This window comes from Rhizobium sp. BK619 (assembly GCF_014195245.1).
GTDB classification, from domain to species: Bacteria; Pseudomonadota; Alphaproteobacteria; order Rhizobiales; family Rhizobiaceae; genus Rhizobium; species Rhizobium acidisoli.
In genome coordinates, this window is the sequence record NZ_JACIBH010000003.1 from 316,382 (window position 1) to 330,590 (window position 14,209).

The window sequence follows — 14,209 nt, forward strand, 5'->3', positions numbered from 1 at the left end:
TGATGCGACGCGCTTTAGAGATAGCGTAACATCTGCGATCGGCGACCGACATCAAGAGATGGTGATGGGCCGGTGAGGGATCAGCTCACCTTGTCCACGGCATGGACATTGATCTCGACCGACCGGCCGGCCTTCCAGCCGTTGATGGCCGCTCCGAGCCCAAGCGCGACAAAAAAGGCGGCGCACCAGGAAAAGCTGCCGGTCCAGCTGCGGATGAGGCCGACGATGAGCGGGCCGATTGATGCAAGCAGGTAACCGACGCATTGCGCCATGCCGGACAGATGGGCGGCGACATCGGGATCGCGCGAGCGCAGCACGATCGTCGTCATCGCCGCCGCGATCAGCCCGCCCTGGCCGATGCCTTGCAGCACGGCCCATAGCCAGACCGTCGACAGCGGCGCAAAGAGCAGGCCGAGCAGGGCGGTGACGGCGACGCCGCAAAGGCTCGCATTGATCAGCCGCTGGTCTTTCCCGCGCACGGCGATATGCGGCACGATCAGGCAGGATGCCGCCTGCACCATCACCGATAGCGAAACGATCGCCCCGGCGGTGACGCCGTCGAGGCCGCGTTCGCGCAGGATCGGAACCAGCCAGCCGAAGACGCAATAGGCAAGTGCGGATTGCAGCCCCATGAACAGTGTCACCTGCCAGGCCAGACGGTCGCGCCAGAGGCCCTTGACATGAAATCCGTTTCGCCTTGCCTGGCCTCCGCTGCGCAGAACCTGCGGCAGCCAGATCAGCCCGACGACGAGCGCCGGCAGCGCCCAGATCGCGAGCGCGCCTTGGAGAGAGCCGCCGAGCGCGTGTTCGATCGGCAGCGTCAGCCCGGCCGCACTGGCCGCACCGGCGCAGAGCGCCATGGTGTAGAAGCCGGTCATCAGCGCGGCGCACCCGGCAAAATCCCGCTTCACCAGCCCCGGCAGCAGCACGTTGCCGACGGCGATGCAGGCGCCGGCTAGCGCCGTGCCGATAAAAAGCAGCGGTACGGAGGAGAGCCCGCGCAAGGCGGTGCCAAGGGCCAGAAGCAGGATGACGCCGAGCAGGGTGCGTTCGGAACCGAGACGCTGGGCAAGACGCGGCGCAAGCGGCGAGAATGCGCCGAGGCAGACGACTGGCAGCGTCGTCAGCAGGCTGGCGCCAAGCGTGGTGAGACCAAATTCCGCACGGATCTCCGGCAGCAGCGCCGAGGCGCTTGAAAAGACAGGGCGCAGGTTGAAGGCGATCAGCACCAGGCTTGCGCCAAGCAGAAAACGATCCGCAGCACCCCGCACTGGTGTTGCCTGCGGCGGCGGCAGGCTGCCGGCCTCGGCGTCTACAAGCAGGTCGTCGGATGGGTCGAGCGTGGCGGTGAGGTCGTTGGAAGGTGTGTTCATGACAGGATCATCCGGTCGAGGGCGGCAAGGACGGGGGCCATGAAGCGGCGCACCGCCAAATCCGCCTTGTCGGGATCGCCGGTTTCGATGGCATCGACGATATCGGCATGCGCCTGCATATCCGGTTCGGGAATATCCTTGCCGAGCGTCGCCGCGATGGTATCGGCGATCGAGGCCGAGAAGAAATCGTAGATCTCGATCATCGCCCGATTGCCGGAAGCGGCGATGATGGCCTTGTGGAAGGCAAGGTCGCGTTCGATGAAAGCGGCCTGATCGCCGCCGTCGTAACTGCCGCGTTCGGCAAGCAGCCGGCGAAGCCCGGCAACCGTCTCCGGGCTCTTGCGGATCGCCGTCAGCCGGGCGGCCTCGACGTCGAGCGCCAGGCGCGCCTCGAACTGGTCGCGCAGACTGGCGCGCCGGGCCATCGTCAGCGGCCGGCCGGCATCGCTGGTCGCGCGCACATAGGTTCCCGAACCCTGCCGGGTTTCGAGATAACCCTGGGAGACGAGAACCCGCACCGCCTCGCGCACCGTGCCGCGGCTCACCGAGAGCATGGCCGACAGAGAGGCCTCGTTCGGCAATTTTTCGCCGACCGCCCAGCGTTTGCCGAGGATATCGCTGCGGATCGCCTCGATGGCCTCATCGGCGAGATTGGTCCTGCTGATTGCGCGCATCGCACTACTCATAAAGTCATCAGATGACTTTATGAGTAGTGCGATTTCGATGATCCGTCAACGGTCCTGAAATCAAGGCAATAAAAAAGGGCCGCCTCGGCGACCCTTTCCATGAGTTTGGCCTCAAACTGGCCTGGACTGTCTATGCAGCCCCAGGAAGGCGGGAATTACAGCGAGGGCTGCCTCGCTTTCATTACCTCTCCCATGCCCGTTACGAGGTCCGAAATCTCATTAGACATTGGATCACCTTCCTTTCGTTCTGTTGCTGATAGATCGAAGGTAGGCCGATTCGTTTCAGATGCAAGAAAAAATCCGTGCAACGCGTTGCCGCAAGGCGGCCCGGCTGTTCACAAAAGGACACAGACTTTCGCCGAATTTGAAGATGCCGGCGTCATGAATCCGTCATCTTGCGCTTGCAAATCGGCGGCGCGTTAAGCTGTTATTAGCCGCGACGACAGACAATTTCAGCATGCCCGCCGGTGCGGCGGCGGGTTCCGGAGCAAGAAAGCCATGTGTCGCTGGGCAGCCTATCGCGGAGACCCTCTTTATCTCGAGGAGCTGGTATCCTCGCCCGCCCATTCGCTGATCGAGCAGTCCCATTGCGCCACCCGCGCCAAGACGGCCACCAATGGCGACGGCTTCGGCATCGCCTGGTATGGTGACCGGCCCGAGCCCGGCCGCTACCGCGATATCCTGCCGGCCTGGTCGGATTGCAATCTGAAGAGCCTGGCGCGGCAGATCCGCTCGCCACTCTTTCTCGCCCATGTCCGCGCCGCCACCGGCGGCGGCACGCGCCGCGACAATTGCCACCCCTTCACGCATGACACCTGGTCCTTCATGCACAACGGTCAGATCTCGGGCTTCGAGCGCCTGCGCCGGCCGATGGAGGCGATGCTCGACGACGAGTTGTTCAACGCCCGCGGCGGCACGACCGATTCCGAGCTGATGTTTCTGCTGGCGCTGCAATTCGGCCTGCGCGAGGCGCCGATTGCCGCGATGGCCCAGATGGTCGGTTTTGTCGAGGACCTTGCCGAAAGCATCCTCGGCTCGATCCTGCTGCGCTTTACCGCCGCCTTCTCCGATGGCGAGACGCTTTATGCGATCCGCTATGCCACGGATCGCAAGGCGCCGACACTCTATGCCTCACCTGCCAGCGCCGGTTATTGCCTCGTCTCCGAGCCGCTGAACGACGATGTCGATGCCTGGGCTGAAATTCCCGATGGCAGCGCCGTCACCGTCGGCAAGGATGGCGTCGAGGTCGTCGATTTTCGGCCGGAAAAGCGGGGCGCCGCCAAGCCGCAGCGGGTGGCTATTCCTGCATGAAGCGCGCGGCGATCAGCGCCGCCAGCCTGTCGGCAACCTCTTCCTTGGCGAGATCCGGCCATTGCTCGACGCCGTCGCGGCGAATGAGTTTGACGCTGTTGCGGCTGCCGCCCATGATGCCGGTGGCAGGCGAGACGTCATTGGCGACGATCATGTCGGCGCCCTTGCGCTCGAGTTTCGCCTTCGCATTGCTTTCCACGTCCTGCGTCTCGGCGGCAAAGCCGATCACCAGCTTCGGCCGCATCGTATGATGTCCCAGAGTCTTGAGGATGTCGGGGTTCTCGGTCAGCGCCAGCGTCGGAATGGATTCGCCCGGATGTTTCTTCAGCTTCTGGTCTGCGGCCGAGGCCACCCGCCAGTCCGCCACCGCCGCGACCATGACGGCGATGTCGGCCGGCAGCGCCGCCAGCACGGCGTCGCGCATTTCCTCCGCCCGTTCGACATGCACGGTGTTGACGCCGACAGGATCGGCGATCGTCACTGGCCCCGAGACCAGCGTCACCTCGGCGCCCAGTTTGGCAAGGGCAGCGGCGATTGCATGGCCCTGCCGGCCGGAAGAGCGGTTGGCGATATAACGCACCGGATCGATCGGCTCGTGCGTCGGGCCTGAGGTGACGATCGCCTTGCGTCCCTTCAGCGGTTTCTCCCCGTCGTCGAGCATGGTTTCGGCTGCCGCGACGATCTCCAGCGGCTCCGCCATCCGGCCGAGCCCGGCCTCGCGGCTTTCGGCCATCTCGCCGGCCATCGGCCCAACGAAGCGGATGCCGTCTGCTCTCAGTAGCGCCGCATTGCGCCGTGTCGCCGGATGCGCCCACATGCTGGGGTTCATCGCCGGTGCGGCGAGCACCGGCCTCTCCGTCGCCAAAAGCACGGTCGAGGCGAGATCGTCTGCCAGCCCGTTCGCCATCTTCGCCATCAGGTCGGCGGTCGCCGGGGCAATCAGCACGAGGTCGCAGTCGCGCGCCAGCCTGATATGGCCGACATCCTGTTCATCTTCACGCGAAAACAGATCGAGGAAAACATGGTCAGCCGCAAGCGCACCGACGGCTAGCGGCGTGACGAATTCCTGGGCGCCCTTGGTCATCACCGGGCGCACGCTGGCGCCGCGCTCGCGCAGCCGGCGGATTAGATCCAGGCTCTTATAGGCGGCGATGCCGCCGGAGATGATGAGGAGGATGCGTTTGCCGCTGAGAGCCATGGCTTTCTTCCCGTCGCCTTATTGACCGGCCCCGACCCTAAGCCTTTGGTGAAGAACATGCAATCGCGCCGGCGACATGCGCTCGCCCCGCCTGGTCTGGCCGGTTGCCGCGGCCGGCGGATTGGAGAGAGATCACCAACCCGCCGGCTATGATCATGTCGCGTCGTCTCAGCTGCGGGTGATCGAAATGCCGCCGTCGACCAGCGAAGCCGTGCCGGTGACGAAGCTCGCATCGTCGGAGGCGAGGTAGAGAACCGAGCGGGCAATCTCGTCCGGCGTCGCGACACGCTTCAGCGCATGCATACTGCTGAGGGCAGCCTGCTTCTCCGCCGTGTCGTTCATGTCCCGATACATGTCGGTATCGACGGCGCCCGGCAGGACGGCATTGATGCGCACGCCCTGCGGCCCGAATTCGGCGGCGAGCGCCTGTGTCAGGCCGATCAGGCCGGATTTGCTGGCGGCATAAGCGGCGACGCCCGGAAAGGCGAAGCTGTAGCCGACGAAGGTCGAGGTGAAGATCACCGAGCCGCCGCCATTTTCGGCCATCGCGCCGATCTGATGTTTGGCCGCGAGAAAGGATGCCGTGAGATTGACATCAAGCGCCTCGCTGAAGCCTGCTTCCGAAACACCGGTGCTTGGGCCGGCTTCGCCGATGATGCCGGCATTGTTGAAGGCGATGTCGAGCTTGCCGTAATGGGTCACGGCCGCGGCGACCAGCGCCTTGTGGTAATCTTCGGAGCGGACATCGCCGGCAACAGCAATGGCGTCGCCGCCCTCTGCCTTGATTTCCGCGACGAGGCTGTCGAGTTCGCGCTCGCGGCGGGCGCCGACGACGACCTTGGCGCCTTCGACGGCAAAGAGTTTTGCCGTGACGCGGCCGATGCCGGAGCTTGCGCCGGTGACGATTGCGACCTTGTTGTTCAAGCGGTTCATGGTTCCATCTCCTGTGTTGGCAGCGAGGCGGCCCCTGCCGTCTCTTCCGTTGAATGGAAGATGGCATTTTCCTTTCGTTCGGATTAGTCTCCAGATTGGGGAATTTGAATTCGGAAAGACCGAACGATGATCAGGATCGAAGGCATTGCCGCTTTCGTCGCGGTGGTGGAGGCCGGCTCGGTCAGCGAGGCGGCCCGGCGGCTGAGGCTTTCCAAATCCGTTGTCAGCGAAAGGCTGGCGGAGCTGGAGAAATCGCTGGGCGGCGTCCTGCTGCACCGCACGACGCGCAAGCTCACCTTGACGGAAGACGGTGCGGTCTTCCTGGAGCGGGCCGGGCGCATCGTCCGCGAGATCGACGAGGCCGCCGCCGATATGGCCGAGCGGCGCGGCACGCTATCAGGGCCGATCCGCATCGCCGCGCCGGTCACCTTCGGCCGCATGCATCTCGGCCCGGCGCTTTATCCCTTTCTTGCCGACCATCCCGATATCGAACTGACGCTCGATATCGACGACCGACGTGTCGATGCCGCCTCGGACGGCTACGATGCCATTATCCGCAACGGCCCGATCGCCGATAGCCGGCTGGTCGCCTGGAAGCTTGCACCAAGTCGCCGCCTGCTCTGCGCGTCTCCGGATTATCTTGCCCGCCAGGGAATGCCGTCGTCGCTTGATGACCTCAACAGCCACCGTGGTATCTTCTATACCAATCGCGGCGTCGCCGACTGGCGCTTCCAGACGCCGGAGGGTGCGGTCGTCGTCCGGGCGCAGCTGGCGCTCGGCATCAACAATGGCGACATGCTGCGCGACGCCGCGATCGCCGGCCTCGGCATCGCGCTGTTGCCTTCCTTTATCGCCGGCCCGGCCATCCGCGAGGGCCGGCTTGCCGAAATCGATGTCGGCCACAGGCCGGAGGCCGAATTCATCTATATGGCCCATCCCGGCGGCCGAAACCCCTCGGCCAAGCTGCGCGCCATCGCCGATCATCTGAAGAAGAGCTTCGGCGATCCGCCCTATTGGGATATTGCGGATTAACGCATGGAATTCCAAGGCTTCTCAGGATGAAGATATGTTGCCGTCAGCGCATGCCGCAAAGAGCGTGATTGCAGAAGAAAAGCACTACCTGACGCGTGGCACCGGCGCCTATCGCCGCGCCAGCCTGGCGCTTTTCCTCTCCGGCTTTTCCACCTTCTCGCTGCTCTATTGCGTCCAGCCGCTGCTGCCGATCTTCTCACAGGAATTCTCCGTCAGCCCGGCCGAAAGCTCGTTGTCCCTCTCGCTTTCCACCGGTTTTCTGGCGCTCGCCATTGTCTGTGCCGCCGCCGTTTCGGAGGGTCTCGGCCGCCGCAGCCTGATGGCGCTGTCGCTGGTCGGCGCCGCACTGCTGACGATCGCCACCGCCTTTGCCCCGAACTGGCATCTGCTGCTGGTCATCCGCGCCCTGCAGGGACTCGTTCTCGGCGGCGTGCCTGCCGTCGCCATGGCCTATCTCGCCGAGGAGATCGATCCGCGCGGCCTCGGCGCCACCATGGGCCTTTATGTCGGCGGCACGGCCTTCGGCGGCATGTCCGGCCGCGTGCTGACGGGCATCTTCGCCGAATATCTCACATGGCGCCCGGCGCTCTTCCTCATTGGCGCCATCGGCCTTGCCGCCGCGATCGGCTTCATCGCCCTGCTGCCGCCGTCGAAGAATTTCGTCCGCCGGCCTGGCTTCGACCCGCGCTTTCACGCAAAGGCCTGGCTCGGCCATCTCAAAAATCCGGCGCTGCCCTTCATCTTCGCCATCGCCTTCCTGGCGATGGGCTCCTTCGTGACCATCTACAATTATGCCGGCTTCCGCTTGGTGGCGCCGCCCTATAGCCTCAACCAGACCGAACTCGGCCTGATCTTTACCGTCTATCTCTTCGGCATCGGCGCCTCTTCGATCGGCGGCCTCATCGGAGACCGGATCGGGCATTTTCGCGTGCTGCTCTTCGGTCTGGCGCTGACCGCCGCCGGCAGCGCGCTGACGCTCTTTGCCGCGCTGCCATCCATCATCCTCGGTATAACAGTGCTGACGACCGGCTTCTTCATGAGCCATTCCATCGCCAGTGGCCTTGTCGGCAAACTGGCGCGCGGCACCAAAGGGCACGCCTCGTCGCTCTATATGCTCGCCTATTATGTCGGCTCCAGCCTCATGGGCTCGGCCGGCGGCTGGTTCTTCGCGATGGAAGGCTGGACCGCCGTCGTCCTTTTCACACTGGCCATGCTGGCGCTGGCCTTTATCTCAGCCTGTGTTGCCCAGCACTTCGCACGGAGAAGAGCATGATCCGCATAGACCGTCTCGATCATCTCGTGCTGACCGTTGCCGATATCGCAGCCACCTGTGATTTCTATTCCCGCATCCTCGGCATGTCGGTCCAATCCTTCGCGGAAGGCCGAAAGGCGCTGAAATTCGGCAGGCAGAAGATCAACCTGCATCAGGCCGGCCACGAATTCGAACCCAAGGCAAAACATGCCGCCCCCGGCTCCGGCGACCTCTGCTTCATCGCCGAGACACCGCTTGCCGACGTCATCGCCCATCTGCAGGCGTCGGGCATTGTGATCGAAGAGGGTCCGGTCGAACGCACCGGCGCGACCGGGCGCCTGCGCTCGATCTATTTCAGAGATCCCGACGGCAATCTCATCGAAGTTTCGAATCTGATCGATTGATCCTCGATTTGGCCATACAGGCCGCCCGACTCAATCCAGCCGGATATAGGGCACGTCCTTCTTCGCCACCTCGTCCAGCGCCTCCTCGTAGCCAGCATCGGCATACCGCATGACGCCGAGGGCGGTGTCGTTGGTCAGCGCGTGGTCGAGCCGCTCGTCGGCGGCATCGGTGCCGTCGGCGACGACGGTGACGCCGCAGCTCGTCATGTAGCCGGCATAGCCGCCGCCGCCGGAATGGACGACGACGAGATCGGCCATCGACGAGCAGAGCATCATCGCATCGATCAGCGGCCAGTCGGCGATCGCGTCGGAACCGTCCTTCATCCGCTCGGTCATGATATTCGGATGCGCCATGGCGCCGGCGTCGAGATGGTCGCGGGAGAAGGCGACCGGGCCCTTCAGTTCGCCGCTCGCAACCAGCGCGTTGACGCGCCGCGCCAGCATCGTGCGCTCGCCGTGGCCGAGCCAGGCAATGCGGGCCGGCAGCCCCTCGAAGGGAACGTGCTCGCGCGCCAGCCGGATCCAGTTGGTGATGATTTTGTTGTCGGGAAACATCTCGAGCAGCAGGTCGTCGATGCGGGCGATATCGCTTTCCTCGCCTGACAGCGCCATCCAGCGGAACGGCCCGATCGCCCGGGCAAACAGCGGTCTCAGATAGGCTTCGGTGAAGATCGGGATGTCGAAAGCATTGGCGACGCCACCCTCTTTCGCCTGCGTGCGGATGAGATTGCCGTTGTCGAAAACCTCCGAGCCGCGCTTCTGGAACTCCAGCATCGCCGTCACATGCTCGACGATCGAGGCGCGGCTTGCCGCCATCAATTGCCCCTGGCCGTCGTCGCGCAATCCCCTGACCTGATCGAGGTCCATGCCTTTCGGCACATAGCCGTAAACGAGGTCGTGGGCCGAAGTCTGGTCGGTGACGATATCGGGCACGATGCCGCGGCGGGCGATTTCGGGATAGACCTCGGCCGCATTGCCGACGAGCCCGACGGACAGCGCCCGCTTCTCTTTCACCGCCGCATCGATCATCTCAAGGGCGGTATCGAGATCGGGCGCGATCTCCTGGAGATAACCGATCTGCTGGCGCTTGCGGGCGCGTTCCGGATCGATGTCGACGCAGAGGATGGCAGCACCCGCCATGCGGCCGGCGAGCGGCTGCGCCCCGCCCATGCCGCCGAGCCCGGCCGTCAGCACGAAGCGGCCGGCGAGATCGCCGCCGAAGCGCCGTTCGGCAATGCGCATGAAGATCTCGTAGGTCCCCTGGATGACGCCCTGGCTGCCGATATATTGCCAGGCGCCAGCCGTCAGCCCGCCCCAGCAGATCAGTCCTTTGCGCTGCATCTCGTAGAACACTTCGGCTTTCGCCCATTGCCCGACGATATTGCAGTTCGCCATGATGACGAGCGGCGCTTTGGCGTGGGTCCGCACGAGCCCGATCGGCTTGCCGGATTGGATCAGCAGCGTCTGGTCCTCCTCCATCTCGGTCAGCGCCTTGACGATGCCCTTGTGCGCTGCCCAGTTGCGCGCCGCCTTGCCGAGTGCGGCATAGACGATCAGATTGTCGGGATCCTCACCGACGGACAGCACGTTTTCGAGCAGGCGCAGCAGCGCCTCCTGCCGCCAGCCCTTGGCGCGCAACTCCGGCCCGCCGGGAATCGGAAATTTCGGATGGCGTGGATTGGCCTTCGGCATGGTGGTTTCCTTTTTGCGTCTCTGCTCTTTCTCTTCTCCCCAGCGGGGGTCCGAAGGACGGGTCGAGACCTGTGGCTCGACCCCGGTCGGTGGCCCGAAGGGTCGGATGAGGGGGCCACACGGTACGCGTTGCTTGCCTTCGCTTGCGCTCGGGCACTCGGGGCCTTGCCGCTCACCCCCTCATCTGTCCTTCGGACATCTTCTCCCCGCCGGGGAGAAGGGGGAAAGCTCAGTCTTTACTTCTCCGGCAGCGATTCCACATAGGCGAGCGCGCCATCGAGCAAACGCCGTCTCAGCGCATCGTCGCCGTAAACCTCGGCCGTGGCCCGCACCCAGCCCTGCATTATCCGTTCGCCGGATAGCATCTGGATCACGCCCGGCAGGGCCAGCGCCCAGCCGTCATTGCCCTTGCCGAGACGGATCAGCATGCCGTCGCTGCGCGCGCCGCAGAGAAGATTGCCGTTCAGCAGGAAGGCCCGGCCGCCGAACATGGATTTTTCGGTCACCCCCGACCGATCGCCGAGTTCCTCGCGCAGCAGTTCTTCGAGGCCGGGATCGCGCGTCATGGCTCAGGCCTTCGTTTCCAAAGCGTATCGGGCGATCTCGATCCCCATTGCCTTTTCGACGACGGGATAGACTGTGGGATCAAGCACGCTTGCCGACAGCGGGATGATATCCTTCGGCACATGAAGGATGAAGACCTGCATGCCTTCCCTGAGCTGGCCGACGCTGAGCGGCTCGCCCTCCGGCGACAGCGTGGTGATCACCGCGGGGAAGGTTGCAAGCCGCTCGCCATCGGCATCGTCGACCGCCATATATTCGTTCATCACATGCAGCGTCACCGATTTCTCGCCCGAACCGACAATGACCGTGCCGATGTCGAAGGCTTCCTTGGTGTAGACGACGTCTTTTCGAGAAATGACGCCGTCGGCGAGGATATGTCCGCCCGTCGTCTTGCAGATCGCATCGATGACAGCAGATCCGCCGCGCTTCTCCGCCGCGATGATCGCCTCGCCGAGCGCCAGCGCCATCGAGATGCCGCCGAGTGCGGCATGGCTGCGGACATAGGAAGCGCGCAGCGGGTTGCGGCAGCTGGCGATGAAGCCGCCGGATTGATCGGCGGCGGCGCGCAGCACCGGCGAGATCTTCGCCGTCGCGCCCTTCACCACCAGTTCGATATAGCGGTTCTCCGCCCGATTGCCGCCGACCGCGGTCTGGATCATCTGCTCCGGCGAGCCGGCCATGCCGATCGAGCCCATGTCGCCTGTGGGGTGGGCGCGGATATCGCCGACCGCGTCGACCACCTTGGTGCCGAGGATCGCCGACGGCAACCAGCCGTTCAGCGTCGAGGACTTGCCGTTCTGGCCGATGATCAGTCCCGAGAGCTTTTCGCCGAGCGCCTCCTGCAGGAGCTGCACGGCCTTCACATAATCGATGCCCTGCATTTCCCAGGGCGTGGTGGAAGCCGGCGCGCCGATCGCCGCCGCCGTCGCGATCCAGTCGTCGTCCCGGAGCTCCTCGATCGAGACCAGCTCCGGCCTGCCGACATTAACGGCGGCAAGCCCAAGCATCCGTCCGTGATCGGCCCAGCCGCCGCCGCCGGCGGCATAGACGGAGCCGCCCTTGACCGCGGCTTCCACGTCCTTCTCAACCAGTATGCGTCCCATCGGCCTTCTCCCGCGTCAAATCCTTGTCCATCTCGCGCACCGCCTCGAACAGCACGGCGGCGCCGAGCGCGATATCGTCATTCTCTGCCCATTCGTCGGCGGAATGGCTGCGGCCTTCCCGGCAGGGCACGAAGATCATCGCCGCCGGCGCCACCTTGGCGATCCAGGCGGTATCGTGTCCGGCGCCGGAAGCCATGCGCCGATATTTGGCGCCGACGCGTTCGCAGGCAGCCTCCAAGGTCGATAGCAGGCCGGCATCGCCCGGTGTCGGCATATTGTCGGACACTCGGTTCGGCGTTCTGATCGTGATGCCATAGGCGGTGGCCAGCTTTTCGACATGGCCGTCGAGCCAGCGGCAGAAGGCTTCCATGTCGGCACGGATCTCGGCGCGGCCGTCGATCAGCAGCACCACTTTCGACGGCACGACATTGGCGGCATTCGGCTCGATCCTGAATTCGCCGACCGTCGCCGCGAAGTGGCCCGGTGTTTTGGCAAGCTCAGCGGCGGCGTTGCGGATGTCGAGCACCAGCTGGGCGGCCGCCACCAGCGCATCCGCCCGCCTATCCATTGGTGTCGTGCCGGCATGATCGGCCCGCCCCTCGACGGTGATCTCGATGCGGGTAATGCCTGCAATCGCGGTGACGATGCCGATATCCTCCCTTTCGGCTTCGAGCACCGGTCCCTGCTCGATATGAAGCTCGAGAAATCCGGCGAGATCCGGCCGCTTCTGCTGCGCCAGCACGCCGGGCTCGCCGCCCACCTCAGCGATGCCCGCGGCAAGGTCGAGACCGCCGCTGACCCGGGAAAGCCAGGCTTCCGGCAATTGCCCGGTCATCCCGCGGCTGCCGATGCAGGAGACGCCGAAGATGCTGACCTCCTCGGCAAGGAAGTCGACGATTTCGAGATCGTGGTCGAGTTCGATCGCTTGGTCGCCGAGCGCACGCGCCACCTCCAGCGCCGAGACCACCCCGGCAATGCCGTCGAAACGGCCGCCGTCCGGTACCGTGTCTGAATGCGAACCGACCATGATGGTGCCGAGCCAGGGTTTGCGGCCCGTTCGCCGGCCGATCAGATTGCCGGCGGCATCGATCCGTGTTTCCAGCCCCGCCGCCTTCATTCGCGCTTCGATATAGGCCCGGCCTTCGAGAAAGAGCGGCGAGAAGGCCCGTCGCGTCCAGGGGTGCCCCGGCTCGGTGATGGCGGCCAGCGCCTCGATATCTCCGGCGATCCGGCCGGCGTTGACGGGCAGATTGCGGCTCATGCAGGAGCTCCGGCAATGACCTGGCGCGGCAACGGCCGCACGAACCGTCCGCTGCCGGGCTCGGCCAGCACCTTGCCGCCTTCGGCGATCTTCTCGCCCCTGAGATAGGTGGCGGAAACGGTCCAGGGCAGGCGAATGCCGTTATAGGGGCTCCAGCCGACGACATTGTTGCCACTGGCCGACGCATCATAGACGCTATCCCGCGGCTCCAGCACGATGATATCGGCATCCTTGCCAGGGGTCAGTGCTCCCTTGATATGGTCGAGCCGGAAATGCCTGGCCGGATTCTCCGCCATCAGCCTGGCCGCCCAGGTCAGCGGAATGCCGCGTTCGAGTGCCCCTTTGACGAAGAGCGGCACCATCACCTCGAGGCCGGGAACGCCGGAGGCGTTGGCGAGCATGTCGGGATTGGTCTTGCGGTTCTCCGACCAGCTGACGTGATCGGTCGAGACCAGCCAGACATCGCCCTCCGCCACCTTCCGCCAGAGGGTCTCCACCTCGGCGCGCGGCCGCAGCGGCGGATTGATCTTCGCCTTGCCGCCGAGGCGCTTGACGTCGTTCTCTTCGTCGAGCGTCAGGTAGTGGATGCAGCATTCGACCGTCGCCGCAAAGCCGTCGCGGCGATAGGCGCGGGCGATGTCATAGCCGCGCCCGAGCGAGCAGTGCACCACATGCGAGGGGCAGTGGGTCGCGGCACCCGTTTCGAAGATCGTATGCATCGCCAGCAGTTCGGTAATCGGCGGCCGTGACAGGCCGTGCGCCCGCCAGTCGGTGATGCCGCTTGCCTTCACCTCAGCCATATAGCTGCGCACCGCCTCGTCATCCTCATTGTGCACGCCTGCGGTCAGCCCGGTCGGCGCGATCGCCGCAAAACAGGCGTCGAGCAGGGCCGGCGGAATGCGTGGAAAACGCTTGGGGTCGGTGCCGAAGGTCGAGAATTTGAACGCGGCAACCCCTGCCTCGACCATCTCGCCGATCCGCGCCGGGCCTTCTTCCGGGTCGACGGTGCCGTAAAGCGCGAAGTCGACGCGTGCCTGCTGGCCGGCATGCTCGATCTTGCGTTTGACCGCTGCGGCCGAGCAGACGAGATCACCCTCGTCATAGGGCATGTCGACGATCGTTGTTACGCCGCCGGCCGCTGCCGACCGCGTCGACCAGATGAAATCCTCCTGGTCCTTCTGCGAGAGCGAATGCACCTGCGCGTCGATCGCGCCGGGCAGGATCAGTGCTTTGCCGAGCAGGTGGCGTTCCCGCGCCGCAGGTGGCACACCGAGGCCGACCTCGGCGATCCTGCCGTCGCGCACGGCAACATACCCCGCTTCGACAATGCGGTCCGGCAGCACCACCGTGCCCTGCAGAACGAGATCGAAGTCCATGTCGCCTCCTCCAAAAAGCCGAGT

The 14,209-nt window shown here is 64.8% G+C and carries 13 protein-coding genes; 4 read left to right on the forward strand and 9 right to left on the reverse strand.

What is annotated here, in order from left to right; translation table 11 throughout:
* Window positions 1-80: 80 nt before the first annotated feature.
* Window positions 81-1,373, reverse strand: a complete 1,293-nt coding sequence (locus FHX14_RS07275) for an MFS transporter (RefSeq protein WP_184376702.1) — start codon at window positions 1,371-1,373, stop codon at window positions 81-83.
* Entirely contained in the window at window positions 1,370-2,047 is a 678-nt protein-coding gene (locus FHX14_RS07280) for a FadR/GntR family transcriptional regulator (protein WP_184376703.1), read from the reverse strand. Before FHX14_RS07280 ends, FHX14_RS07275 begins: the two co-directional genes overlap by 4 nt.
* 510 nt (window positions 2,048-2,557) lie before the next feature.
* Between FHX14_RS07280 and FHX14_RS07285 the strand changes: the two genes are divergently transcribed.
* On the forward strand, window positions 2,558-3,370 hold the full coding sequence (locus tag FHX14_RS07285) for a class II glutamine amidotransferase (RefSeq protein ID WP_184376704.1): 813 nt from the start codon (window positions 2,558-2,560) through the stop codon (window positions 3,368-3,370).
* On the opposite strand, the gene coaBC is transcribed toward FHX14_RS07285, so the two are convergent.
* Both coaBC and FHX14_RS07295 read right to left on the reverse strand, forming a co-directional pair.
* Complete coding sequence (gene coaBC, locus FHX14_RS07290; protein ID WP_184376705.1) at window positions 3,357-4,568, reverse strand: bifunctional phosphopantothenoylcysteine decarboxylase/phosphopantothenate--cysteine ligase CoaBC; 1,212 nt, start codon at window positions 4,566-4,568, stop codon at window positions 3,357-3,359. The genes FHX14_RS07285 and coaBC overlap by 14 nt on opposite strands.
* Window positions 4,569-4,736: 168 nt before the next feature.
* Complete coding sequence (locus FHX14_RS07295) at window positions 4,737-5,501, reverse strand: SDR family oxidoreductase (protein WP_003589044.1); 765 nt, start codon at window positions 5,499-5,501, stop codon at window positions 4,737-4,739.
* A gap of 126 nt (window positions 5,502-5,627) precedes the next feature.
* Between FHX14_RS07295 and FHX14_RS07300 the strand changes: the two genes are divergently transcribed.
* From FHX14_RS07300 to FHX14_RS07310, 3 genes are read left to right on the forward strand one after another with little or no spacing between them, the layout of a single operon-like run.
* A complete protein-coding gene (locus FHX14_RS07300; RefSeq protein WP_184376706.1) occupies window positions 5,628-6,533 on the forward strand; it encodes a LysR family transcriptional regulator in 906 nt (301 codons plus the stop codon).
* A 34-nt stretch (window positions 6,534-6,567) separates the two neighbouring features.
* On the forward strand, window positions 6,568-7,806 hold the full coding sequence (locus FHX14_RS07305; RefSeq protein ID WP_184376707.1) for an MFS transporter: 1,239 nt from the start codon (window positions 6,568-6,570) through the stop codon (window positions 7,804-7,806).
* Window positions 7,803-8,189, forward strand: a complete 387-nt coding sequence (locus FHX14_RS07310; RefSeq protein WP_184376708.1) for a VOC family protein — start codon at window positions 7,803-7,805, stop codon at window positions 8,187-8,189. The genes FHX14_RS07305 and FHX14_RS07310 overlap by 4 nt, the downstream gene beginning before the upstream one ends.
* A gap of 30 nt (window positions 8,190-8,219) precedes the next feature.
* On the opposite strand, the gene FHX14_RS07315 is transcribed toward FHX14_RS07310, so the two are convergent.
* From FHX14_RS07315 to FHX14_RS07335, 5 genes are all read right to left on the reverse strand, one after another.
* Window positions 8,220-9,881, reverse strand: coding sequence for a urocanate hydratase (locus FHX14_RS07315; protein WP_184376709.1), 1,662 nt, complete (start codon window positions 9,879-9,881; stop codon window positions 8,220-8,222).
* 236 nt (window positions 9,882-10,117) lie between these two features.
* Window positions 10,118-10,447 (reverse strand): TfoX/Sxy family protein, encoded by a 330-nt coding sequence (locus FHX14_RS07320; RefSeq protein ID WP_184376710.1) that lies wholly within the window; start codon window positions 10,445-10,447, stop codon window positions 10,118-10,120.
* Window positions 10,448-10,450: 3 nt separating this feature from the next.
* Window positions 10,451-11,548 carry a DUF917 domain-containing protein gene (locus FHX14_RS07325; RefSeq protein WP_184376711.1) on the reverse strand — a complete coding sequence of 366 codons (1,098 nt, stop codon included), beginning with the start codon at window positions 11,546-11,548 and terminating at the stop codon, window positions 10,451-10,453.
* The gene (locus FHX14_RS07330; RefSeq protein WP_184376712.1) at window positions 11,529-12,809 is read right to left on the reverse strand and encodes a Zn-dependent hydrolase; all 1,281 of its coding nucleotides are present in this window, start codon (window positions 12,807-12,809) and stop codon (window positions 11,529-11,531) included. The genes FHX14_RS07325 and FHX14_RS07330 overlap by 20 nt, the downstream gene beginning before the upstream one ends.
* Window positions 12,806-14,185 (reverse strand): amidohydrolase family protein, encoded by a 1,380-nt coding sequence (locus FHX14_RS07335; protein ID WP_184376713.1) that lies wholly within the window; start codon window positions 14,183-14,185, stop codon window positions 12,806-12,808. Before FHX14_RS07335 ends, FHX14_RS07330 begins: the two co-directional genes overlap by 4 nt.
* Between the last annotated feature and the right edge of the window lie 24 nt (window positions 14,186-14,209).